Annotated in this window: 23 protein-coding genes; 11 read left to right on the top strand and 12 right to left on the bottom strand. The window is 43.6% G+C overall.

Going from position 1 to position 22302, the window contains the following annotated elements; genetic code table 11:
- The first annotated feature begins 68 nt into the window (after window positions 1–68).
- The 6 genes from ABXS78_RS01295 to ABXS78_RS01270 all read left to right on the top strand — a co-directional run bounded on the left by ABXS78_RS01295 (window position 69) and on the right by ABXS78_RS01270 (window position 3220).
- A complete protein-coding gene (locus ABXS78_RS01295; protein ID WP_366248584.1) occupies window positions 69–272 on the top strand; it encodes a hypothetical protein in 204 nt (67 codons plus the stop codon).
- Entirely contained in the window at window positions 265–564 is a 300-nt protein-coding gene (locus ABXS78_RS01290; RefSeq protein ID WP_366248583.1) for a spore coat protein, read from the top strand. Before ABXS78_RS01295 ends, ABXS78_RS01290 begins: the two co-directional genes overlap by 8 nt.
- Before the next feature lie 127 nt (window positions 565–691).
- Window positions 692–1438, top strand: a complete 747-nt coding sequence (locus tag ABXS78_RS01285) for an NADPH-dependent oxidoreductase (RefSeq protein ID WP_366248582.1) — start codon at window positions 692–694, stop codon at window positions 1436–1438.
- A 30-nt stretch (window positions 1439–1468) separates the two neighbouring features.
- A complete protein-coding gene (locus ABXS78_RS01280) occupies window positions 1469–2452 on the top strand; it encodes an LLM class flavin-dependent oxidoreductase (protein ID WP_366249850.1) in 984 nt (327 codons plus the stop codon).
- A 261-nt stretch (window positions 2453–2713) separates the two neighbouring features.
- Entirely contained in the window at window positions 2714–3016 is a 303-nt protein-coding gene (locus tag ABXS78_RS01275) for a hypothetical protein (RefSeq protein WP_366248581.1), read from the top strand.
- Entirely contained in the window at window positions 3017–3220 is a 204-nt protein-coding gene (locus tag ABXS78_RS01270; protein WP_095223864.1) for a helix-turn-helix transcriptional regulator, read from the top strand.
- Between the two features lie 15 nt (window positions 3221–3235).
- Here the strand turns inward: ABXS78_RS01270 and ABXS78_RS01265 are convergent, their stop codons facing one another.
- The 3 genes from ABXS78_RS01265 to ABXS78_RS01255 form a co-directional block, all read right to left on the bottom strand.
- Window positions 3236–3778, bottom strand: a complete 543-nt coding sequence (locus ABXS78_RS01265) for a general stress protein (RefSeq protein WP_366248580.1) — start codon at window positions 3776–3778, stop codon at window positions 3236–3238.
- Between the two features lie 308 nt (window positions 3779–4086).
- Entirely contained in the window at window positions 4087–4731 is a 645-nt protein-coding gene (locus tag ABXS78_RS01260; RefSeq protein ID WP_366248579.1) for an SDR family oxidoreductase, read from the bottom strand.
- A gap of 19 nt (window positions 4732–4750) precedes the next feature.
- Entirely contained in the window at window positions 4751–6208 is a 1458-nt protein-coding gene (locus ABXS78_RS01255) for an aldehyde dehydrogenase family protein (protein ID WP_366248578.1), read from the bottom strand.
- 179 nt (window positions 6209–6387) lie between these two features.
- On the opposite strand from ABXS78_RS01255, the gene ABXS78_RS01250 reads away from it, so the two are divergent.
- Window positions 6388–6945: a PepSY domain-containing protein gene (locus ABXS78_RS01250; protein ID WP_366248577.1), complete on the top strand. Its 558-nt coding sequence runs from the start codon at window positions 6388–6390 to the stop codon at window positions 6943–6945.
- 103 nt (window positions 6946–7048) lie between these two features.
- The gene (locus ABXS78_RS01245) at window positions 7049–7792 is read left to right on the top strand and encodes an SDR family oxidoreductase (RefSeq protein ID WP_366248576.1); all 744 of its coding nucleotides are present in this window, start codon (window positions 7049–7051) and stop codon (window positions 7790–7792) included.
- 60 nt (window positions 7793–7852) lie between these two features.
- Here ABXS78_RS01245 and ABXS78_RS01240 read toward each other — a convergent pair whose 3' ends face one another.
- From ABXS78_RS01240 to licT, 3 genes are all read right to left on the bottom strand, one after another.
- A complete protein-coding gene (locus ABXS78_RS01240) occupies window positions 7853–9283 on the bottom strand; it encodes a 6-phospho-beta-glucosidase (RefSeq protein WP_366248575.1) in 1431 nt (476 codons plus the stop codon).
- A 41-nt stretch (window positions 9284–9324) separates the two neighbouring features.
- Window positions 9325–11241, bottom strand: coding sequence for a beta-glucoside-specific PTS transporter subunit IIABC (locus tag ABXS78_RS01235; RefSeq protein WP_366248574.1), 1917 nt, complete (start codon window positions 11239–11241; stop codon window positions 9325–9327).
- A gap of 183 nt (window positions 11242–11424) precedes the next feature.
- The gene (gene licT / locus ABXS78_RS01230; protein WP_366248573.1) at window positions 11425–12282 is read right to left on the bottom strand and encodes a BglG family transcription antiterminator LicT; all 858 of its coding nucleotides are present in this window, start codon (window positions 12280–12282) and stop codon (window positions 11425–11427) included.
- Between the two features lie 334 nt (window positions 12283–12616).
- On the opposite strand from licT, the gene ABXS78_RS01225 reads away from it, so the two are divergent.
- Complete coding sequence (locus ABXS78_RS01225) at window positions 12617–13855, top strand: malic enzyme-like NAD(P)-binding protein (RefSeq protein ID WP_366248572.1); 1239 nt, start codon at window positions 12617–12619, stop codon at window positions 13853–13855.
- Window positions 13856–13900: 45 nt separating this feature from the next.
- Here the strand turns inward: ABXS78_RS01225 and ABXS78_RS01220 are convergent, their stop codons facing one another.
- Both ABXS78_RS01220 and ABXS78_RS01215 read right to left on the bottom strand, forming a co-directional pair.
- The gene (locus ABXS78_RS01220; RefSeq protein WP_366248571.1) at window positions 13901–15346 is read right to left on the bottom strand and encodes an NADP-dependent glyceraldehyde-3-phosphate dehydrogenase; all 1446 of its coding nucleotides are present in this window, start codon (window positions 15344–15346) and stop codon (window positions 13901–13903) included.
- A gap of 268 nt (window positions 15347–15614) precedes the next feature.
- The gene (locus ABXS78_RS01215; RefSeq protein WP_366248570.1) at window positions 15615–16217 is read right to left on the bottom strand and encodes a TetR family transcriptional regulator C-terminal domain-containing protein; all 603 of its coding nucleotides are present in this window, start codon (window positions 16215–16217) and stop codon (window positions 15615–15617) included.
- Between the two features lie 113 nt (window positions 16218–16330).
- On the opposite strand from ABXS78_RS01215, the gene ABXS78_RS01210 reads away from it, so the two are divergent.
- Window positions 16331–16879 carry a hypothetical protein gene (locus tag ABXS78_RS01210; protein ID WP_366248569.1) on the top strand — a complete coding sequence of 183 codons (549 nt, stop codon included), beginning with the start codon at window positions 16331–16333 and terminating at the stop codon, window positions 16877–16879.
- Between the two features lie 18 nt (window positions 16880–16897).
- Here ABXS78_RS01210 and psiE read toward each other — a convergent pair whose 3' ends face one another.
- Both psiE and ABXS78_RS01200 read right to left on the bottom strand, forming a co-directional pair.
- A complete protein-coding gene (psiE, locus tag ABXS78_RS01205) occupies window positions 16898–17335 on the bottom strand; it encodes a phosphate-starvation-inducible protein PsiE (protein ID WP_366248568.1) in 438 nt (145 codons plus the stop codon).
- 27 nt (window positions 17336–17362) lie between these two features.
- Window positions 17363–18490, bottom strand: coding sequence for an alpha-hydroxy acid oxidase (locus tag ABXS78_RS01200; protein WP_366248567.1), 1128 nt, complete (start codon window positions 18488–18490; stop codon window positions 17363–17365).
- A 117-nt stretch (window positions 18491–18607) separates the two neighbouring features.
- Between ABXS78_RS01200 and ABXS78_RS01195 the strand changes: the two genes are divergently transcribed.
- The gene (locus tag ABXS78_RS01195; RefSeq protein ID WP_366248566.1) at window positions 18608–19891 is read left to right on the top strand and encodes an aminotransferase class I/II-fold pyridoxal phosphate-dependent enzyme; all 1284 of its coding nucleotides are present in this window, start codon (window positions 18608–18610) and stop codon (window positions 19889–19891) included.
- A 27-nt stretch (window positions 19892–19918) separates the two neighbouring features.
- Here ABXS78_RS01195 and ABXS78_RS01190 read toward each other — a convergent pair whose 3' ends face one another.
- Together ABXS78_RS01190 and ABXS78_RS01185 are read right to left on the bottom strand one after the other, a co-directional pair.
- Complete coding sequence (locus ABXS78_RS01190; RefSeq protein ID WP_366248565.1) at window positions 19919–20743, bottom strand: GNAT family N-acetyltransferase; 825 nt, start codon at window positions 20741–20743, stop codon at window positions 19919–19921.
- Between the two features lie 88 nt (window positions 20744–20831).
- Complete coding sequence (locus ABXS78_RS01185; RefSeq protein WP_366248564.1) at window positions 20832–22286, bottom strand: DHA2 family efflux MFS transporter permease subunit; 1455 nt, start codon at window positions 22284–22286, stop codon at window positions 20832–20834.
- Between the last annotated feature and the right edge of the window lie 16 nt (window positions 22287–22302).

Here is a 22302-nt window from a genome sequence, read left to right as displayed (position 1 = left end):
ACGATTTTATGTATGTATAAAGCAGCTATTTTCTCACAAGATAGTGTTAAAAGAGGAGGCACATCCGTATGCATCAATCTGGTATCCATGAAACAATGGAAGCAATGGAGCTGTTGAATACAGCTTGCCTTTCGCTGACAAAGTCCTCAGGTATGCGATTCTTGGCTAAGGACGATGGTCTCAAAACGCTGCTTATAGCCCAAGCGGATGCAGATAAACGCCATATCCATATGCTGCAGCGCTTTCTGAATCAGGAGGTACAGCATGGATAAGCTTATTGAAATCCTGGGGTCTGCCCGGGAGATTACAGATCAAGTGATTGTTACTGATTTGCTGGTCACTGTCAAAACCGGCATCATCAACACCGCGAAGGCTATAAATGAAACGGGAAATGAACAGCTGCGCACCGATTTAAAGTCCAAGCTGCATGAACACATCGAACAGCATGAACGGATTTTCAGCTATATGATGGAGCATGGCTATTACTTCCCGCAAACGCCAACCCAGCAGATTCATGTATTGAATGAAACAGCTGAAACTGTTTTGACACTGAATAAGGACTAAGCAGGAAAGCACGAGCCATACGCTCGTGCTTTCCTGCTTTGTAAGCTGTTCTTTTGCTTTCTATTCTTTTACCTACGTATAATATTCCGTAGAGCATGTAAGTCGAATGACGAACTAGGAGGCTATTATGAACGACTTCATCAATCAATTGCACAATCACCGTTCCGTAAGGACATTCACTGATAAACAACTGACACAAGAGCAGCTTGATGCCATCATGGGCGCCGCTATCCAAGCTCCGAACTGGATCAACGGCCAGCAGGTTTCTGTTGTCGTTGTTACTGACAAAGAGAGAAAACGCCAGTTAGCGGCGCTTTCCGGTAATCAGAAACATATTGATGACGCAGCTGCTTTTCTCGTTTTCTGCATGGATTACAGCCGCGCCAAGCATATAACGGATCTACACGATAAGGAACTTGAGGTTATGGAGAATATCGAGGCTGTGCTAGTAGGCTCTACTGACGTTGGCATTGCACTCGGTACTGCTGTTGCTGCAGCAGAATCCATGGGAATTGGCACCGTACCTATCGGCGGCGTCCGCAGAAGTCCAGCCGAAATTTCAGAGCTGCTTGAGCTGCCTGAGCTTGCTTTCCCAATCTCTGGTTTGGCCATCGGCTACCCGGCAGATCCGCTCCCAGCACAAAGCCCGCGAATTCCAATGGAAGCTTTCTATCATAAAGAAACATATGTACAAAACCAGCAGGAAGCTGTCGAAGAAATGGACAAAAGACAGCAAGACGCTATCAAAGCCCGAACAGGCGAAACAAAAGCTCACCCTTGGTCAGAAAGAATTGCTGCTTTCTATTCCGAACGATATAAAGAATACGGAAAAGTGACAGACGTTCTGAAACAAAACGGATTCGATTATAAATAATAAGAAGCAAGCAGAAAGGAAGTATGAATGATGACCAGAACACCTTTATCGGTTTTGGACTTATCACCTGTACCAGACAATAAAACACCAAAAGAAGCTTTCGAGAACAGTAAACAGCTGATTCAGCATACAGAAAAACTAGGGTATAACCGTTACTGGGTTGCTGAGCACCACAACATGCCGAGTATTGCGAGCTCCGCAACTTCTGTATTGATCGGCTATCTTGCTGGACATAGCTCCACTATCCGCGTCGGCTCCGGCGGTGTGATGCTGCCGAACCACTCACCGCTAGTCGTAGCGGAGCAATTCGGGACATTGGCAACGATGTACCCAGACCGTATCGATCTTGGTTTAGGTCGTGCACCTGGTACAGACTATATGACAAGCCGTGCTTTGCGCCGTGATGCTCACACAGCCGCGGAAAGATTCCCAGATGATGTTCAGGAATTGCTGCAATATCTTGGTGATGACAACTTGCCAATCAAAGCACATCCAGGTCATGGAACGCACGTACCGGTTTATTTGTTAGGTTCCAGCACATTCAGCGCACAGCTTGCTGCAATGCTCGGTTTGCCATTTGCATTCGCCAGCCATTTCGCACCAGGAGAGCTGCACAATGCATTGCGTCTATACCGCGAACGATTCCAGCCTTCTGTTTATCTGGACAAACCATATACAATGGTCACTGTTAACGGTATCGTTGCGGATACAAATGAAGAAGCGGAATTCCTTTCCACAACATTGAAGCTAAAATTCCTAAGCATCATCCGCGGTCGCTCCGGATCTTCCACTGCCCCAGTAGAGAGCATGGATCATATCTGGAACGAGCATGAAAAGCTCCATGTCACAAATACTCTGACTTACTCCTTCGTCGGAGATAAAGAAAAAGTGGCCAATGAACTGGAAGCCTTCCATGCAAAAACACAGTTTGACGAACTTATCGTTTCAGCAGATGTTTACGACCAAGAAAAACGCAGAAACAGCTATACATTGCTTTCTGAGCTTTGGAAGTAAACGAAAAGGAAACCTCCTATCGTATATTAGGATAAGAAATTAAACTACTGTTTTTATAAGGATCCCGCATATTAGATATATCTAATATGCGGGATCCTTTTCCATTTACATCTTTCTGGAATGTCTTAATTTAATATAAGTTGAAGGCTTGGCCTCAACTTATATTTATAAATGTAAAAATGATTTGACATTTTTACATTCTATGCATACAATAATTATTGTCAAATACTTTTTACATTTCAGATGAGGGGTGAATTGAAAATGGATTGGGTTAAAATTGTGTATTCAGTCATATTGTTAGTTTGCGGAATTTTGATTTTCGTTGCAGCATCTTCTCAAAAAGGTGATGAAAGAAGGAAGTTTATCAAGTCGAAAGCTCAATCATATGCGTTTATCGTAGTTATGGGTATGCTAATCTTAGATGTTGCCCAGTCAATTTATCTAACTATTCAGGGGAATACTTCTTATAATGGTAATTGGATTTCACCGATAATGTTTCTGACAGTGATTTCAATTATATATCTGGTAACATTGCTAATTTACAGGAAAAAATATGGTGATTAAATGAAAAACAACATTAAGGAATTACGAAAATCAGCTAAGTTATCCCAAGAAGAACTGGCTAAACTCTGTAGAGTTTCCAGACAAACAATAAATGCCATTGAAAATGATAAATACGATCCTACGTTACAATTAGCGTTTGATATAGCCTTTGTATTGGATACCACAGTTGATAAACTCTTCATCAGTGATCCCATCAAAAAGTAATACATCGACCTCATTTTAGAGGTTCTTTTTTTCTTTGTTATGTAATAATCGATTGATGTCCCTCTGTATACTGGCTTGCTTCAGCACTTTGCGCTGCTTTAAGTATCTAAGGTCAGAAATATTGTCATACGAGAGCTGTATATAGAAGTAGTTTATGTACTCCAATATAGCGAAGACATATATAAATAACGCTATAAAAAGTCCGCCTATAGGAAACGGGGAATGCAAGCGGAGGAAATCATAGATAAACGCAAGCAGCGGAATGCCAATCAGCAGCACATTTACTTTCCTAAGTTTTATTAGTTTGTGTACTACATATGTGGGAGTGATAAATGTCTTCTCATTCCTGAACCTTTTAAGCTTGATATACCAATACATTGTGCCTTGCAATAACAGGAACTCCAAAAGAAGAAATGCTGTCCAAAATGAAAAAAGAGAATAAAGCTTCAAGTCAGGATAGTTAAGATTCACTAGCACACTGAGAATCACGAAGGAAATTACAGCAGCTAACTCACCTGAGTAGAGATATTTCAATCTATTTTCTATATGTCTTTTCAACCGTAAGCCTCCTAGAAAACTAAACGTGTAATATAAACGCTATTTATTTTCATCAACCCGTTCAAAAGAGAGCCCCTCTTTCTCTTCATTCCCCGTCTATTTCATTTATTTCAATCGAGCTCCCAGCTAAAATATCTATAAATTCAATAAAACCATCTCAAGTTTTCCCTCCAAAAAAGTGTTTGGTAATTCTACTTGAATTATTGGGAATTGGATTCGTTAATTTGAGATAATTCACAACAGTCATATATGGCATAGTTAGGATGGGAATAAAAAAAGACCGCTAATTTAGCGGCCTTCCTTTACACTTAGTTATAAACATCCTCAACCGGTGTATCTCCAGCAAGCAAGGAAACAATCTTGCCTTCTGCTTTTTCATTCCCGATTGCTGCGACGATGGCACGCGCTACATCCTCGCGTGGAATCTGAGTTGTCTTGAATTCGGATGGATCTGTTGTAACTTTGCCAGTTCCTGCATCATCTGACAAACCACCGGGACGCAGGATCGTATAATTCAGCTTGCTGTCTTGAATGATTTGATCTGCATAATGCTTAGCAATGTAATATGGCTTCATGCTTTCACTCCACTCTTCTGGAGAATCAGCATGAATGGCACTGACCATAATGTACTGCTTCGCACCAACTTTCTCAGCAGCTTTCACGGACTTCGCAGCGCCGTCCAAATCAATCGTCAACGTCTTATCAGCTCCAGTGCTTCCGCCGGAACCTGCTGTGAATACGACAACATCGGATCCTTGTATCGCATCTGTAATCGCGTCTACATTATCTTCCAAGTTCAAGTAGACCGGTTTTACACCTTTCTCCTCGAAATACCCGAATTGCTCTTCCTTCCGCAATCCGACGGATACATCATGCTCATTCTTCTCGTTCAGAACGTTGACTAAGTTTTTTCCTACTTTGCCGTTTGCTCCAATAATGAATACTTTGCTCATGTTAATCCCTCACTTCTGTTTATTTCAAAAAGCTATCGTAATCCGTGCGTTCATTTTGGACACCGATCCATTTCGTTTCCGTGAATTCCTCCAATGCCCACTTACCGTTGAAACGGCCAAGACCGGATTGCTTCACACCGCCGAATGGCGCTTGCGGTTCGTCATTGATGCTTTGATCGTTGACATGGATCATGCCTGTTTCAATTCGTTTTGCAATCAATTCACCATGTCCGACTGTAGAATGCACTGCACCGGAAAGACCATATGGATTTTCATTAGCCATCTCCACTGCTTCGTCTTCCGTTTCGAACGTAATGATTGGTGCGATTGGTCCGAATATCTCTTCGGCTGCGAGCGGTGACTGGTTGTCTACTTGATTGACGACTGTAGGCTCTAACACATTGCCATGGAAGCTGCCGCCTGTAAGAACATTTGCCCCAGCATCGATTGCGCGCTGCAGCTGCTCTTTTATGCTGTCCACTTGCTGCTCATTTATAATCGGGCCCACTTGTGTGTTTTTATCTGTAGGGTCACCGTAACGCAATTCTTTGACTTTTTCAACGAACTTGCTCGTGAATTCCTCTGCTACAGATGCCTGAACGAGTATGCGGTTAAGCGCGATACAAACCTGCCCTTGATGATAGAACTTACCATATACAGCAGATTCTACTGCCGCATCGATATTGGCATCATCCATCACGATTAGCACATTGTTACCGCCAAGCTCTAATGCTGTACTTTTTAATTCGCCTGCAGCAAGAGATGCGATGTGTTTGCCGACTCCGGTGGATCCTGTAAAGGAAATCATACGCGGAATCGGATGCTTCACAAAAGCATCGCCAATCTCGGAGCTCTTACCGCTGACAAGGTTGATCAGTCCTTTCGGTGCCCCAGCTTCTTCGAACAGAGCTGCTACAAGTGAGCCTGCTGTCACGGTTGTATCCTTGGAAGGTTTGATAACGACCCCGTTACCTGTAGCCAGTGCAGCTGCCACAGAACGCATTGTCAAATGAAGCGGGAAGTTCCATGGACTAATAACACCGATTACTCCTAGCGGTTCCTGATAGACTTTATTTACCTTGCCTGGAACATGGGAAAGAAATACTTCCCCCTTCATCCGGTTCGGATAAGAAGCAGCTTCTTTCATGAAATTAACCGCGGTTGTTATTTCCCCGACAGCTTTTCGGTACGTACTTCCTGCTTCCTGGATCAGCCATTCGATGAATAGCTCTTTTTCCCGTTCAATGACCTGGACAGCTTTCTCAATCAGTTCCCGCTTCACTTGCGGTGGCTGCTCAGCCCATTCCTTCTGTGCGCGCGCTGCTGCTTGATAAGCTTCATCCACATCCTCTTCGTTCGCTCCTTGGATCCTAAGCAATGTCTCTCCTGTATATGGGTTGATATTTTCAAACGTTTCTTCGCTATTCCCTTTTCGCCATTCTCCATTTATATAAAGTAAATCGAACTGCTTTTGCAAGATAACACCTCCTTACGATTTGTCTCGACTTAGAGATAATTCCCCCTTTGAATGAGATTAAACAAGTCGTCTGTGAAATGTCTCCTTCTTTTCTCAGCGTTTTCTAATTTTCACTTCATGTTGTTCTAAGATGCGTTGGATATAGTAGTACCATAACAACGAACAAGGAGATGGATAATATGAAAAGAAAGAACTTAATAGCAAGCGGTTTGGCGATTACATTGGCAGCTGGATTAGGCCTAGGTTTCCAGCATGTAAGTGCGGACGACGATAAAGTACCTGCTGATACAAAAGTGAATTTGAATCAAGCCATTGACAATGCAAGCAAAGAGCAAGCAGGAACAGTGACTAGTGTCGAACTTGATACTACACGCAGCGGTCAGGCTTATTACGAAGTGGATGTAAATGACGATAAAGCTGAATACGATGTACGCGTGAATGCCGATGACGGAACTGTTGAATCACGAAAAGATAATGACGATGACGATGATAACCAAACACCACAGCCAAAAGTAGACATCAAAACGGCAGCTGAAACAGCTCTCGCACAGGAAAAAGATGCTGTACTTACAGATATCTCCCTTGATGAAGATGACGGCAGACTGGAATATGATGTGGAGCTTCGTACCGATAAGGATGAAATCGAAGTAACTGTTGATGCAGAATCCGGCGAAGTGACGTATACAGAAAAAGAATCCATCGATGACGATCAAGATGATGATGGTGATGATGACTAAGAATGACACGAGTCTCCTATAGGAGGCTCTTTTTTTATGTTTCAGATTTTCCAAACGGGTTATTAGTTAGGAGAACTAGACATCCGAAAGGAGCAATCGAATCATGAGCGAAAATATTCAAGGTAAAGTTGTCATTATTACAGGTGCATCAAGCGGTATTGGAGAGGCAACAGCTAAAGAATTGGCGCAGCATGGTGCTAAGGTTGTCCTTGCTGCCCGACGCGAAGAGCGTTTGCAAGAGCTGGCAGATTCCATCAAGCAGGATGGCGGAGAAGCTATCTATCAAGTCACAGACGTAACAAAACAGGAAGAGGTTGAACAGCTGGCACAGCTGGCTTTGGAAACGTACGGCCAGATTGATGCCATCTTCAACAATGCCGGTCTAATGCCGCTATCCTACCTGCATAAAAAGCAAATCTCTGAATGGGATACGATGGTAGACGTTAACATCAAAGGTGTATTGTATGGCATTGCTGCTGTGCTGCCGCATATGCGTGAGCGCAAGCAAGGCCATATCATCAATACATCCTCTGTTGCGGGGCATAAATCTGGTCCGGGAACTGCTGTTTATTCCGGTACGAAATTCGCTGTGCGTGCCATCACGGAAGGCTTGCGCCAGGAAGAAGCAGAAAACAATATCCGCACAACAATCATTTCTCCAGGAGCCATTAAAACCGAACTCCCGGATAGTATCACAGATGATGAAATCCGCGAAAGCATGGGCGAGACATTAGGAGCAGCTGTTACACCTGACAGCATTGCACGAGCAGTCCGTTATGCTCTGAGCGAGCCGGATGACGTTGCAGTCAATGAACTGCTGATTCGTCCAACGAAACAGAAAGGCTGAGTTTTTCCTACAATAGAACAGAACAGCACCTCTCCGGCTGATCCGGGAGGTGCTGTTCTATTAATCGCTCAATTTACCGCCATTCGTTTCAATGACCTTCTTATACCAATAGAAGCTTTTCTTTTTTATCCGTTTAAGAGAGCCATTCCCATCGTTGTCCTTATCAACATAGATATAGCCATATCGCTTTTTCATTTCCCCTGTACTGGCGCTGACAAGATCGATCGGTCCCCAGCTGGTATAACCAAGGATTTCGACTCCATCTTCAATTGCTTCACCCAATTGTTCCAGGTGTTTTTGCAGATAGTCAATACGATACGAGTCCTCTACTTGACCTTCTTCATTGACTGTATCAATCGCGCCCAGTCCATTCTCTACGACAAACAACGGTTTCTGATATCGATCATAAAGCTGATTCGCAGTAATTCGGAAACCTGTAGGGTCTATTGTCCATCCCCACTCCGATTTCGGCAAATATGGATTTTCCACAGAACCGAATACATTTCCTGCTGTCGTTTTGCCGAGTACTTCCGGATCCGTACTAGTCGTGCGGCTGGCATAATAACTGAACCCGATATAGTCGACAGTATGACGGAGGATAGCTTCATCTTCTGGTTCCATCTGAATATGGATGTTATTGTCCTTGAAAAAGCGCTTCGCATATCCCGGGTAAGCCCCACGAGCCTGAACATCAATAAAGAAGAAGGAATCTCTGTCTCGATCCATTGCATCCAGATAATCAGCTGGATTTGCCGAGTACGGGTAAGTTGTACCCGCCGCCAGCATACAGCCGATTTTTGCTTCAGGTATGATTTCATGGCAGAGCTTCACTGCTAACGCGCTGGCAACCAACTGATGGTGAGCTGCCTGATATTGAATTTGCTTTCTGTCATCACCTTCCCGAAAGACAAGACCTGCTCCTACAAACGGCAGATGCAGAAGCATATTAATTTCATTGAAAGTCATCCAGTACTTTACTTTACGTTTATATCTTGTAAAGATAGTTTTAGCGTAGTTTTCAAAGAAAGATACGAGCGCCCGGTTCCGCCAGCTTCCGTATTTCTGTACAAGATGGACTGGAACATCAAAATGCGCCATCGTTACAACTGGCTCGATCTTATGCTTCCGTAACTCATCAAACAGATTATCATAGAATTGCAGCCCTTCTTCATTTGGCTGTTCTTCATCCCCCTGCGGGAAGATGCGTGCCCAAGCAATCGAAACTCGTAACGCCTTGAACCCCATCTCCGCAAACAATGCGATATCCTCTTTGTAGCTATGATAGAAATCAATCGCCTCATGCGAAGGATAGTACGCACCAACAACTGGTTCCAGTGTTTCAATATTACCTTGCATGATTGAAAATCTATCTGCTCCTATCGGCAGCAAATCGACTGTCGTCAACCCTTTACCGCCTTCACGATAAGCACCTTCTACTTGATTGGCAGCTACGGCGCCACCCCATAAAAAACCTTCAGGAAATACACTCATATCCTCATCTCCCTCTCTCTTTATATCTACTGATCAAGTATTTAAATATTCAAAGTAAGGAGCGGCTCTCCCCATTTCACTTGCTTCTCCTCTGTTGCCGCAACCAGGTTGTAACCCCTTACATCTGTCACCACAACTGGTGTCGTGATATCGAAACCGGCACTCTGGATACTTTCCAAATCAAATTCTATTAGCAGCTGGCCTTTTTCCACGCGATCTCCTTGCTTTACTTGAGCTTCAAAGAATTTGCCGTCCAACTGAACCGTATCCATTCCGATATGAATCAGGATTTCAGCCCCGTTATCCGTTGTGATGCCAATTGCGTGTTTCGTTGGGAACAATACCGACACAACTCCAGAAGCAGGAGCATATAGCTTCCCTTCTGATGGAATGATTGCCACGCCCTTGCCGAGTGCACCTGTCGCAAACGCCTCATCCTTGATTTCAGATAAAGAAACGATAGAACCTTGGAATGGACTGGCAATCACCTCATTACCAATAGCGAGCTTTTCTTCTTTCTGAATCGGTGTTGTTGGCTCTTGTACTGTGTCTGGTTTGTTGTTTTCCTTGGTGAATCCGAATAGCATTGTCAGTACAAATGCAGCCCCAAACGCTACACCAATTGAAACGAATGAACCCCAGAATCCCATATCAAAACCATTTGGACCAATGAATGTAGGGATCTGGAATATACCCAATCCTCCTGTCATATAGCCAGTTGTTTTGAAAATACCTAGAACAGCTCCACCTAAAGCACCACCGATACAACTAATGATAAATGGTCGCTTCAGCGGCAATGTAATACCGTAAATCGCCGGCTCTGTCACACCAAAGATTCCAGAGATAAAGGCTGGTATGCTCAATGTTTTAAGCTTTCTCTGCTTGATACGGATCCAAACAGCCAATACTGCACCGATTTGCGCAAAGGAAGCAGCAAAGACGAGTGCTAACACAGGGTCTCCGCCGTAGACGGACAAGTTATTGATCGAGATTGGTACAAGTCCCCAATGCAAACCGAAAATAACGAATATCTGCCAGAAGGCCCCTAAGAACAAACCAGCAATGATTGGGCTTAAGTCATAGATGCTAAGTGTCGCTTGCCCGATAAGCTGACCTGCCCAAGTCGCAATCGGACCGATAATCATGAATGTCAACGGTACAACCACTAACAATGTCAAGAACGGTACAACAAAGGTCTTGATAACATCAGGTACAATCTTTGCGAAGCCTCTTTCAACTTTTGCTGCAAAGAACGTCGCCAGAATGATAGGAATAACAGATGATGAATAAGTCATCAAGATTACTGGCATCCCCAAGAATGTAATATGCACTGGTGATTCAAACAGCGTACCACTAAATAACGTATACAGTGGATCGCCTGTTGTAAGACCGGATAGTGTCGGATAAACGAGCGCAGCCCCGATAGCCATCCCGATAAAATGACTTCCGCCGAACTTTTTCATTGCAGTGTAGCCTAAGAAAATGGGGAAGAAATAGAACAAAGAATCGCCAACAGCATTAAGGATCTGATAGGTACCAGATTCTGCTTTTAACCAACCAAATGCGAGAAACATAGCATTGAAACCTTTAATCATACCAGTTGCAGCTAATACTCCTAATACCGGCGTAAAGATACTAGAGATAATATCGATAAACTTATTGAATGGATTTGTATCCTTGTCTTCCTCTTGAGACGCTTGCTCGTTACCAGTGAACCCGCCAACATGCGCTACTGCTTTATATACATCCGGCACATGATTGCCGATGACAACTTGATATTGTCCACCGCTCTTCAGAACGGTAACAACATCGTCCATGTTCTTTAGTGCTTCGGTGTTGGCTTTATTCTCATCCTTCAACTTAAAGCGTAAACGAGTGATACAATGGACAACGCTGTTAACATTTTCGCGGCCTCCGACTTGCTCGATGATATCTTTGGCCAGTTGCTCATACTTCATCTTAATCCCACCTTTATTATTGGAATTTGGCAAATAAAAAACCTGATCAGATTGGCGCACAAGTGTGTGCTGCCAAGCTAATCAGGTTATGCCCTATTAAGGTAACATTCCTTCGAAGGATATTCAGCTGATAAGTAAAATTTATCACCTTCACCCCAAAATGTCAACGCTTACATTTACAATTTATTTACTTTTATTTTTCTGCGACTGTTCTGTAAGGCGATGTATATGGACAGTCAGATACAATTGCTCATCCTGTGTAAGTCCAGAATCAAACTTTTCCTTTAAGTAAATATCCATTCTTTCTGTACATTGAAATGCATGCTTGTACTTCAGCCGCACTTGATCATAAAGGAATGATTCAGCCAGTTCAGGTAATCTCTCATCCCGCAGAAAACGTACTGCAAAAAAACGCAAGTGTGTCAGGAATCTCTCATAATTGACCGAGTTCTCATCTACATTACCTTTCAAATAGTAGGTAACTATATTCAGCAGGTTGCTGACTATTTCCGTTACTTGTACAGCCGTCAGCATGTGTTCACCTGTCAGCTGACTATTGACCAAATGCAATGCGATGGATGCAGCTTCATCTTCCCTTAAATGATAGCCTGTATCCTCTTCGATGATGTCCAGCGCTTTCCACGCAATCTTATATTCTTGCTTATAATATTTTCGTATTTCCCAAACAAGCGGGTTCTTCAGGGTAATACCCTGTTTCTCTCTGCTGATGGCAAAACTAAGATGATCAGTCAATGCTACATAAAGATATTCATCCAAATCGTACGGGAGATGACCGCGAGCATATTCTACTATTTTAGCGGCAATAGAAAGATAAAAAGGAGAAACATCCCGCAAAAGTGTCTCTAGTTTATCGGCCACACCTGATTTTTCCAAGATGAATTTCTTCTCAATCTGAGATACATCTATCGGATCTCCAATCTTCTTCTTGAAAGCCAAGCCTTTTCCCATCACGACCAGTTCCTGATTTTTATCATTCCTTGTAACCACAACACTATTGTTCAGGATCTTTTCTATCTTCATTGATTTCCCCCTCTTTCTTAACAGAATGAAAAAAACCCAAATTCACACATAGCAGCTGGCTGCTTGTGTAAATTCAGGTTTTGCCCGCAATGCGGTAACAATCCTCGTTCACTTGTAAACGCTTTATATAGAAAATATCATAACAGATATTTCCTGTCAATCTGACTAAAAGAGGCTGCATTTCACTTTCTTTAGTTTAACTATCAGTTATTTTAATTATAAAATGGGAATTACAAGCCAATTAATCGCTTTCCTCCTCTGCAGAAAGGTATAATCGAAGCTGGTATAGAAATCTACTATTAGATATTTACATATAAAGAAGGGATGTAAGAGGATGAGTAATCTACGAGAAGATGCACTGAGAATACACCGCGAAAATAAAGGGAAACTGACGATGAAGTCGAAGATCCCTGTCCGTAATGCAACGGATTTGAGCCTTGCTTATTCTCCTGGTGTAGCTGAACCTTGTAAAGAAATCCACCAAAACAAGGATGACGTATACGAATACACAATGAAAGGCAACATGGTTGCAGTTGTCAGTGACGGCTCTGCCGTGCTTGGTCTTGGAAACATCGGTCCAGAAGCATCGCTTCCGGTAATGGAAGGAAAATCCGTCCTATTCCAAAGCTTCGCAGGAGTTGACAGCTTCCCAATCGTGCTTGACACAAATGACGTGGACGAAATCGTTCGCACTGTGAAATTGATGGCACCAACATTCGGCGGCGTGAACCTAGAGGACATCTCCGCTCCTCGCTGCTTCGAAATCGAAGAGCGCTTGAAAGCGGAAACGGACATTCCAGTATTCCATGATGATCAGCATGGTACTGCAATCGTAACGGTTGCTGGGTTGCTGAACGCATTGAAATTGGTTGGCAAAAGCTTCGATAACATCAAAGTGGTAGCTAACGGTGCTGGCGCTGCAGGTATCGCAATCATCGAATTGCTGCACAGCCTTGGTGTGAACAACGTTATCATGTGTGACTCCAAAGGTATGATTTACGAAGGCCGTCCAGAAGGCATGAACAAAATGAAAGACCGCGTAGCGAAAATCACGAACCGTGACCGTCAGGAAGGTAGCCTATCTGATGCGATCAAGGATGCGGACGTGTTCATCGGTGTATCTTTGGCAAACCTATTGTCAAAAGACGACGTACGCACTATGGCGAAGGATCCTATCATCTTCGCAATGGCTAATCCTGATCCGGAAATCCTGCCAGCTGATGCAAAAGAAGCAGGTGCCCGCGTAATCGGTACTGGCCGCTCTGACTTCCCGAATCAAGTGAATAACGTACTTGCCTTCCCTGGTATCTTCCGTGGTGCGCTGGATGTTCGCGCAACTGGCATCAACGAGGAAATGAAGATTGCAGCTGCTAAAGCGATCGCTGAATTGATCGACGAAAGCGATTTGAACGAAGACTACGTTATCCCAGCTCCATTCGATCCGCGTGTTGCTCCAGCTGTTGCTAAAGCAGTAGCGAAAGCTGCGATGGATACTGGCGTCAACCGCATTACAGTTGATCCAGAAGAAGTGGCTGAGAAAACGCGTCAGCTTACAATCATCGACGAAGACTAAATCAACACAAAAAAGAGGAATCCTACGGGATTCCTCTTTTTTATTTTATTTATCCAGGTTCAATACAGTCAGCTTCTCTCTTGTCATAGAAAGAATGCTGTTTGCGATACCTTGTGTTCCCATACCAGAACCTTTTACTCCAAGGAACGGGAAGTGGTCAGGACCACGCTCTGTACGTCCATTGATTTGGACAGCCCCAGTTTCCAATTCGTTCGCAATATAGAAGGCTTTATCCACATCACGTGTGAAGATGCTCGCCTGCAAGCCGTACTCGGATTTATTAGCAATTTCGATTGCTTCCTCATCAGAACCAACACGGATGACAGGTAATACTGGACCGAATGGTTCTACCCATGCAACATCCATATCTTCGGTTACATGATCAAGCAATGTCGGATGAATCAGATTGCCTTCGCGTTTGTTACCTGCAAGAAGTGTCGCGCCTTTTTCCAATGCATCATCGATTAGCGCTTGCACGCCATCTGCTGATTTACTATCAATCAATGGAACAACTGTATTGCCGTCTTCTGGAGAACCAACAGCCAATTTCTCCACTTCAGCCTGCAATTTAGCAACCAATTCATTTGCCACATTATCATGGACAAGTACACGTTTGATCGCTGTACAACGCTGACCTGAATAAGAATATGCTCCGCTGATGATATTCTTCACAGCTTTATCAAGATCTGCATCTTCGCGGACAATACCAGGATCTTTACCGCCAAGCTCAAGAACGACAGGCTTCATGCCAGCAACTTTCGCCAGATTCTCACCTGTTTTAGTTCCCCCAGTGAAAGAAACCATGCTTATATCTTTATGCTCCACAAGGAAGTCACCGATGACAGAACCACGGCCAGTGACGATATTGACAACACCCGCTGGGAAGCCAGCTCGGTCGAATGCCTCCATCATCTTGATACCGCTCAAAGCGCCTTGCGTAGCAGGCTTGAAGATGACCGTATTACCGGAAATAAGTGCTGGAGCCAGTTTGGATGCTGATAAGTTTACTGGGTAGTTGAAAGGCGCAATTGCAAGAACAACACCTAATGGTACTCTGTCCACAATACCAACTTTAGAGCTGGAACCACCTGGGAAACGATCGCCTCTCATGCTTTCGCCATTAGTGTGCAATGCTTCCTGTGCAGTGTAACGGATATAGTCATACGTCCGCTGCACTTCGCTTTTAGCATCCTTCAGGCTCTTACCGACTTCAAGCATCATCGTATGCGCAAGTTCATCCTGCATTGCAAGCAGTTCATCAGCCCATTTATAAAGCAGATCTGCTTTTTCCTGCAAGGAAACCTTTGCCCATGCTTTTTGTGCTTGCTTCGCTGATTGAATTGCTGCTGCAGCCTCTTCCTGAGACAATGCCTGCACAGTACCAACGACGCCCTCTTTGTACGGAGACATAATTTCCACGACATTTCCAGTGTTGCTTTCTTTCCATTCGCCATTCACATAATAACGTTGTGCTGTTAATGTTGACTCCACTACTTTTTCCTCCTCGTGTTGCAGTTAGTTTATTTAATTAAAAAACTTAAAAAAGTTTCTGACACTCATTCTACTACTAACATTTTTATAATGGAATCATTTTGCTCAAAAAATATAATTAAATTTTTTCCATCATATCAAGGTTTCTAAGTATATAACATATAAGATTAGTATGTCATTTTTGTTATCAAATTCTCTCCCACCGTAAAAACCAATCTATAAATTTTAGCTAGATACGCACCTTTTTTTAACTAAAAAAAGAGGAGTATCAATTACTCCCCTTCTCTTCCCGGCACAAATCATCTACATATTCAGTTAGAAGTTCTGCGGCATATTCACCGGAAAAATGCTCAGGATCAATGAAACGGTGGAAAGCCAATCCATCAATTAACGCATATAACTTTTCCGTTTCCTTTTGCAGATCTCTCCCCTCCTTCATATATCCACTTTCCGAAAGGAATACCAACACACGCAGCACAGTTTCCCGGATACCATCTGTCTGACGGAAAGCATCTCCTTGCTTGTATTTGAAATGCAGCGTGAACATAAACCATACTTGCATTTCTGCCATTGTTTCCTTATCAATTGGGATAAGCTCCAACAATACCTTTGTCACAAGCTGTTTCGGCTGCAATACTTGTTGAATCACTTGCATGATCCGAGCTTCACAACGGGATTTAACAAGCTCCATCGCATATTGAAGCAGCTCTTCCTGTGTCGTGAAATAATGACGAAGAGCACCTAGTGACAGATTTGCTTCTTTGGCAATGTTCCGGACAGAGGCTGCCTCCATCCCGCCATCCATGATGACCTTCCAAGTTGCTTTGGCTATATCTTGCTTTCTTGCTTCATGATCTATTTTTTTTGGCATAGCTTTACTGTAGCAAAAAGATTATATGAAATCAATTTATTTAATACACTTGTATCACAAAGGTTCCCATGTTAGCATAATAATACATCTGTACTATAAAAAGGAGATGGAAAATGAACAGTATCATTGTTTTAATCATTCTATGTGAAGTCGGTTTTTGGGTTTTTATTGCTGCCGGACTAATTGCCCGCTATGTGTTCAAGCTTCCAAAAGTCGGTATGATCCTGCTCGGTGCGACCCCTCTGATTGACTTGATATTGCTATTAGCTACCGGCTTTGATCTTGCACGCGGCGCAACAGCAACTGTTCCCCACGCCATTGCTGCCATCTATATCGGCGTCAGCCTGGCATATGGAAAATCCATGATACGCTGGGCCGATCAGCGCTTTGCCTATTACATTACAAAACAAGGCGAGAAACCGAAGAAACTTTACGGCAAAGAACATGCTAAGAAAGAAGTGAAGGGTTGGCTGCAGCACTTGCTTGCATATATCATCGGCGCTGGTCTGCTGCTTGCTGTCATCTATTGGATCAGCGACGGGGAGCGAACAGAGGCACTCAGCAGCGTCCTGCGCATCTGGTCAATTATTCTTGGTATTGATTTTCTCATCAGCTTCAGCTATACCCTGTTTCCAAAAAAAGAGAAGCATGCCGGCTCTTAAAGCGGCATACTTCTCTTTTTAAAAGTCTTCTTTCTTTGATCTTTCATTAGCTCTATTCATAATGAAATAACACATAACAAGCAGGAGTATCGCACCACAGTAATACAATGTATATAGCGCACTCTCATGATAAACGACAATCAGACGAATTAACGCTGTGATACCGATATAAAGGAAATACCGGATCGGAAAGTGATAATCCTCCTGAAAATACTTCACGATCATGGCAATAAACTCGAAATACAGGAAAAATACCAGGATATTATTCAAAAATGCCAACCTGGAAGTATTGCCTTCATTGAACAAGGAGTTGGTGATAATATCAATCAATTCCTTCACTAGCAATATGGAAATGGCGATAGCCAAAAGAATCAAGGCTACATTCAATACGTACTGCAGGACGGTTGCAATGGTTGCCTTCGTCCGTTTTTTCTTTGTATGTGTTTCTATCCGCATAACTTCACCTCTAAGATTCCTATTTCTCTATCTTTTCACTAGATAAGCTGCATCAATTTCCTTCGTGCATGATATACCTGACAGTGCATAGGTCAATTGAAGCTCTGTACGCATATCCTCGATCACACGGCTCACTCCAGCTTGTCCGCCCGCAGCGAGTCCGTATACATAAGGACGGCCGATCAGGACGCTGTCCGCTCCCAAGGCAATTGCCTTAAATACATCTGATCCGCTCCGCACACCGCCATCCAACAATATCGGCACTGCTCCATTTACTGTTTCCGCGATTGCAGGCAGTGCCCGTAAAGAAGCAATGGCACTATCAAGCTGCCTTCCCCCATGGTTGGACACAACGATAGCATCCATTCCTAATTCAATTGCCTGCTTGGCATCTGCTGGGTGCAAGATGCCTTTCACCACAATCGGCAAGTTTGTCTGTTCCCGCAAGAATAGTAAATCATCCCATGTAAGGTTCGGGTGATGGATATTCTCCAGTATAGCCTCTCTTACATGTTCCTCTGTAAGCTGTGGCACCAATTCCTGAAAAACAGGATCACTTATGTAATTTGCTGTTCCTTTTAACAGCTTCAACGGCGAATAGCCATTCCGGTAATCTCGTTTTCGCCACCCAAGCAGACCTGTATCGACCGTCACTACAATTGCCTTATAGCCCGCTATTTCAGCCCGTTTTGCCATACTGGCAGTTAAAGCACGATTCCTAGACCAATACAATTGGAACCATTTCACTGCTTTCGGTGCTGCTGCTGCAATCTCTTCCAAGGAAGCCGATGTAACCGTACTTGCAACAAACGGAATACCGGCAGCTGCTGCAGCTTTCACACTGCCAAGCTCCTTCTCCGGATGGAAGATTCCTTGGAAACCTACTGGCGCCAGCATCACAGGCATACTTTGCTCCTGCCCGAACAGCTGGATAGAAGTATCTACATTGGAGACATCCCGCAGAACTCGCGGCAGGAGGTCGTACTCGCTGAATGCTTCTCTATTCTGCCCGAGCGTCTCTTCATCTCCGGCCCCGCTTTGCAAAAATCCAAAAGGACCAGCCGGCAGAATTTCCCGAGCCCTCTCTTCCCACTCCGCTGCAAATAACGGATAATCACTTATCTTTTCTCCAATTCTTGTAAAAACATTTCCCATTGACTTAACCCCCATTCCTTTCTTTGTAATATTAATAGAATAATTCGAACACGTTAGGAATTCCACTCTTTTCGTGTTAAGATAATCATTGAAAAATAAGCAACGGAGGCGGCAACCATGGCTAATTATCAAGATCTTTCGAATGAAGCGTTACAACAGAAATACAATACGCTGCAGGATGCATATGAGGCAATCGCCAGTCAGCAGCTGCAGCTGGATATGTCGCGCGGGAAACCATGCACTGAGCAGCTTGATCTTTCCCAGCCGATGCTCGATATCATTACGTCTAGCAGCACTGTTAAAACGGAAAATGGAACAGATGCACGGAATTACGGTGTATTGGACGGTATTCCAGAAGCAAAGGCATTTTTTGCTTCCATCCTAGATGTTGAACCGAAGCAAGTAATCGTTGGAGGAAACAGCAGTCTGACATTGATGCATGATTCCATCGTTCAATTTTTGCTGCATGGTGTATCAGAAGACGCGACACCATGGATCAAGCAAGATAACGTGAAATTCCTCTGCCCTAGCCCTGGCTATGACCGTCATTTCACAATTTGCGAAGCATTGGGAATCGAGATGATCCGTGTTGCGATGACTCCAGAAGGTCCTGACATGGATGAAGTAGAAAAGCTCGTCGCAGCTGATCCGCAAATCAAAGGAATCTGGTGTGTACCTAAATACAGCAATCCGGATGGTTTTACATACACCGATGCTGTTGTTGATCGTCTTGCTGGAATGAAAACAGCTGCAGATGATTTCCGGATTTTCTGGGACAATGCTTATATCGTCCATCATCTTACAGAAGAACCAGATGAACTTAAAAATATCATGACGGCAGTTGCGGTTGCGGGGAATCCGGATCGTGTCATGGAATTCACTTCTACTTCTAAAGTAACTTTCCCAGGCTCTGGTGTTGCTGCTCTGGCTTCCAGCGAAAAGAATATTACTTTCTATAAAAAGCATCTATCCGTTCAATCCATTGGGTCGGATAAGCTGAATCAAATGCGCCACGTAGCATTTTTAAAAGATAAAGACACCCTTGCTGCCCATATGAAAAAGCATGCCGCAATCATTGCGCCAAAATTCAAGACCGTCTTGACAATCCTGGAGGAGAAACTGGGTGGTAAAGGAATTGCCGATTGGACGAATCCGAACGGCGGCTACTTCATCAGCTTGAACACGATGGGAGGCTGCGCGAAGGATGTCGTGGAGCTTGCCAAAAAAGCTGGTGTAACCTTAACTGGCGCTGGTGCAACCTACCCTTACGGTAAGGATCCATATGACCGGAACATCCGTATTGCACCAACACTTCCACCAACTGAAGAACTGAAAAAAGCCATCGATGTACTATGCTTGTGCGTCGAGATGGTAAGCATCAATCGCTTATTACAGAAATAAAGTTAGGCCGCCTTTAAGGCGGCCTATTTATATGGAATAAAGATAATAATCCTGCTGGCTTTCTTTCTTGAATCCGGTCGACGTATATAAAGACAGCGCCTTTTCATTCTCTGGCTGGACTTCCAGATAAACCGTTTGCCCTCGCTGTGCCTCCATCCGCACAGCTTCCTGCAAAGCCATTCTCCCATATCCCTTTCCTTGGAATTCGGGAAGGATTGCAAAACCATATATCTCACTTCGTTCTTTCTCACGATGAATACGAATCTTCCCGACTATCTTATCTTCTGCCTCAATCATGAAAAATTCCTGTTGAAATCCATTCCTCTCCAATCTATCATTGTAAACTTTTGCTTCATCCGGCTTAAACTCAAAACAGACGATATCCAATTTCATTTTCATTTCGATATCTTCTTTACGTGAAGGTCGCAAACGAATGGATTTATCCAATTCCGGAAGTATGTTTCCCTCCCATTTCATCATGTACTCTGATTCTTCATATGTACAAGCTATTGAGTCCAACCATTGTTTTCCCGATTGACTATCCGCCGGAACGTTTAACAAGATTTTCCGAGCTTTTTCCAGGGCAGGATGGCTGTTATGAAATAGTCTGCTGAAGATGCCTTTCCTCCGATGATCTGGATGCACCATACCGCATACTTCAATTTTGCTCCCGAAGCTATATAAGCCAAGAAAACCGACAAGCTGGCCCGAATCATATGACAAAAAATCAGTCTGATCCTCATCACTCCTATTCTCGAGCATATCCCAATTCAGCTTCAGATTTATACTGTCATATTGCTCCACAATTTGCTGAAGTTTTTTTATTTCTTTTAATTGTTCTATTGTAAGCAAACATATCCCCCCAATCTCTGTTTACTCACTTATCATACCTTAATTTTCCACACAAAAAAATCCTGCCGATTATACGGCAGGATTTTAATTAATTTGCTTGATGATCCACTTTCACTCGTCGGATGAAGAAACTGATGACCACACCAATAATAGCAACAATGATACCAAAGATAAATGAACCTTGGACACCTTCTGTAAATGCTTGAATCATTGTAGCTGGATCTTGCGGATTGGCCGCATCTTCCATGAAGCTCTTCTGTCCAGCAGTCATAATAGAGATTGCTACAGCAGTACCAATTGCACCAGCAACCTGCTGTAATGTGTTCATGATAGCTGTTCCATCTGGGTACAGACTAGGAGGCAGCTGGTTCAAGCCATTTGTCTGTGCCGGCATCATAATCATGGAGATACCAATCATCAAAGCGATATGCAATCCAATGATGAAGCCAGTGGACGTGTCCAGGGAAATGGTAGAGAACCCGAACATAACCAAAGTGACAATGATAAGACCAGGAGTAACAAGGAATCTCGGTCCGAACTTATCAAATAGTCCTCCCATGACAGGAGAAAGCAAACCATTGATAACACCGCCAGGAAGCATTGTAAGACCGGCAACTAGCGGAGTAAGCGCTAGGGATGTTTGCAGGTACAATGGCAGCAAGATCATAGAGGAAAGCATAACCATCATACTTACTAAGATGAGCACCAAGCCTAATACGAACATCGGGTACTTGAACGCGTTCAAGTTCATCATCGGCTGTTCCATCTTAACCTGACGAACAGAGAATAAAATAAGGCTCAAAACGCCGACTGCAATGGTAACGATAACGATTGGATCGCCCCAACCGCCGCCTTCACCAGCATGGCTGAATCCGTAAACCACACCACCAAAACCGATAGTCGATAAGACGATAGATAGAATATCGATTTTAGGCTTTGTCAATTGTGTAACATTTTGCATGAAGAATGCCCCGAATACAAGTGCCACTACTAGTAATGGCAAGGAGAACCAGAAAATCCAATGCCAAGTAAGTTTATCGATGATCAGACCTGAGATCGTCGGACCTACTGCAGGTGCGAACATTATAACTAGACCGATTAATCCCATCGCTTTTCCGCGTCGATGCGGCGGGATGATGTTAAGAATCGTATTGAACATTAACGGAAGCAATAGAGCAGTACCTATTGCCTGCACAACACGCGCAATTAACAGCACGCTGAATGACGGTGCAACAGCAGCTATGATAGTACCGATGATTGAGAACACCAAAGATGTCAAAAATAGCTGACGTGTCGTGAACCACTGCATGATTAGACCGGATACCGGCACAAGCACACCAAGTGTCAAAAGGTAACCTGTAGTCAGCCATTGAGCTGAGGAGGCTGAGATACCAAATCCATTAATGATATTCTGCAGCGCAATATTCAGCGCTGTCTCACTGAAAAGACCAACAAAACCAGCAATCAAAAATGAGATGATGATTGGCATAGCTTTGATATTACTGTTGTTCACAGCTGTTGTAGCTGTATTATTACTATCCATTTGCAAAGCTTTCTCC

Origin of the sequence: Terribacillus aidingensis, assembly GCF_040703035.1 — a bacterium.
GTDB lineage: Bacteria > Bacillota > Bacilli > Bacillales > Amphibacillaceae > Terribacillus.
The sequence above is the reverse complement of the archived record's forward strand: the minus strand, read 5'-3'. Positions and strand labels throughout refer to the sequence as shown.

Excerpts from the sequence above, each read along its gene's own strand:
- ABXS78_RS01295 (WP_366248584.1), top strand. The coding sequence starts at position 69 with ATGCATCAATCTGGTATCCATGAAACAATGGAAGCAATGGAGCTGTTG.
- ABXS78_RS01290 (WP_366248583.1), top strand. The coding sequence starts at position 265 with ATGGATAAGCTTATTGAAATCCTGGGGTCTGCCCGGGAGATTACAGAT.
- ABXS78_RS01285 (WP_366248582.1), top strand. The coding sequence starts at position 692 with ATGAACGACTTCATCAATCAATTGCACAATCACCGTTCCGTAAGGACA.
- ABXS78_RS01280 (WP_366249850.1), top strand. The coding sequence starts at position 1,469 with ATGACCAGAACACCTTTATCGGTTTTGGACTTATCACCTGTACCAGAC.
- ABXS78_RS01275 (WP_366248581.1), top strand. The coding sequence starts at position 2,714 with ATGGATTGGGTTAAAATTGTGTATTCAGTCATATTGTTAGTTTGCGGA.
- ABXS78_RS01270 (WP_095223864.1), top strand. The coding sequence starts at position 3,017 with ATGAAAAACAACATTAAGGAATTACGAAAATCAGCTAAGTTATCCCAA.
- ABXS78_RS01260 (WP_366248579.1), bottom strand. The coding sequence starts at position 4,731 with ATGAGCAAAGTATTCATTATTGGAGCAAACGGCAAAGTAGGAAAAAAC.
- ABXS78_RS01250 (WP_366248577.1), top strand. The coding sequence starts at position 6,388 with ATGAAAAGAAAGAACTTAATAGCAAGCGGTTTGGCGATTACATTGGCA.
- ABXS78_RS01245 (WP_366248576.1), top strand. The coding sequence starts at position 7,049 with ATGAGCGAAAATATTCAAGGTAAAGTTGTCATTATTACAGGTGCATCA.
- ABXS78_RS01240 (WP_366248575.1), bottom strand. The coding sequence starts at position 9,283 with ATGAGTGTATTTCCTGAAGGTTTTTTATGGGGTGGCGCCGTAGCTGCC.
- ABXS78_RS01235 (WP_366248574.1), bottom strand. The coding sequence starts at position 11,241 with ATGAAGTATGAGCAACTGGCCAAAGATATCATCGAGCAAGTCGGAGGC.
- licT (WP_366248573.1), bottom strand. The coding sequence starts at position 12,282 with ATGAAGATAGAAAAGATCCTGAACAATAGTGTTGTGGTTACAAGGAAT.
- ABXS78_RS01225 (WP_366248572.1), top strand. The coding sequence starts at position 12,617 with ATGAGTAATCTACGAGAAGATGCACTGAGAATACACCGCGAAAATAAA.
- ABXS78_RS01215 (WP_366248570.1), bottom strand. The coding sequence starts at position 16,217 with ATGCCAAAAAAAATAGATCATGAAGCAAGAAAGCAAGATATAGCCAAA.
- ABXS78_RS01210 (WP_366248569.1), top strand. The coding sequence starts at position 16,331 with ATGAACAGTATCATTGTTTTAATCATTCTATGTGAAGTCGGTTTTTGG.
- psiE (WP_366248568.1), bottom strand. The coding sequence starts at position 17,335 with ATGCGGATAGAAACACATACAAAGAAAAAACGGACGAAGGCAACCATT.
- ABXS78_RS01200 (WP_366248567.1), bottom strand. The coding sequence starts at position 18,490 with ATGGGAAATGTTTTTACAAGAATTGGAGAAAAGATAAGTGATTATCCG.
- ABXS78_RS01195 (WP_366248566.1), top strand. The coding sequence starts at position 18,608 with ATGGCTAATTATCAAGATCTTTCGAATGAAGCGTTACAACAGAAATAC.
- ABXS78_RS01185 (WP_366248564.1), bottom strand. The coding sequence starts at position 22,286 with ATGGATAGTAATAATACAGCTACAACAGCTGTGAACAACAGTAATATC.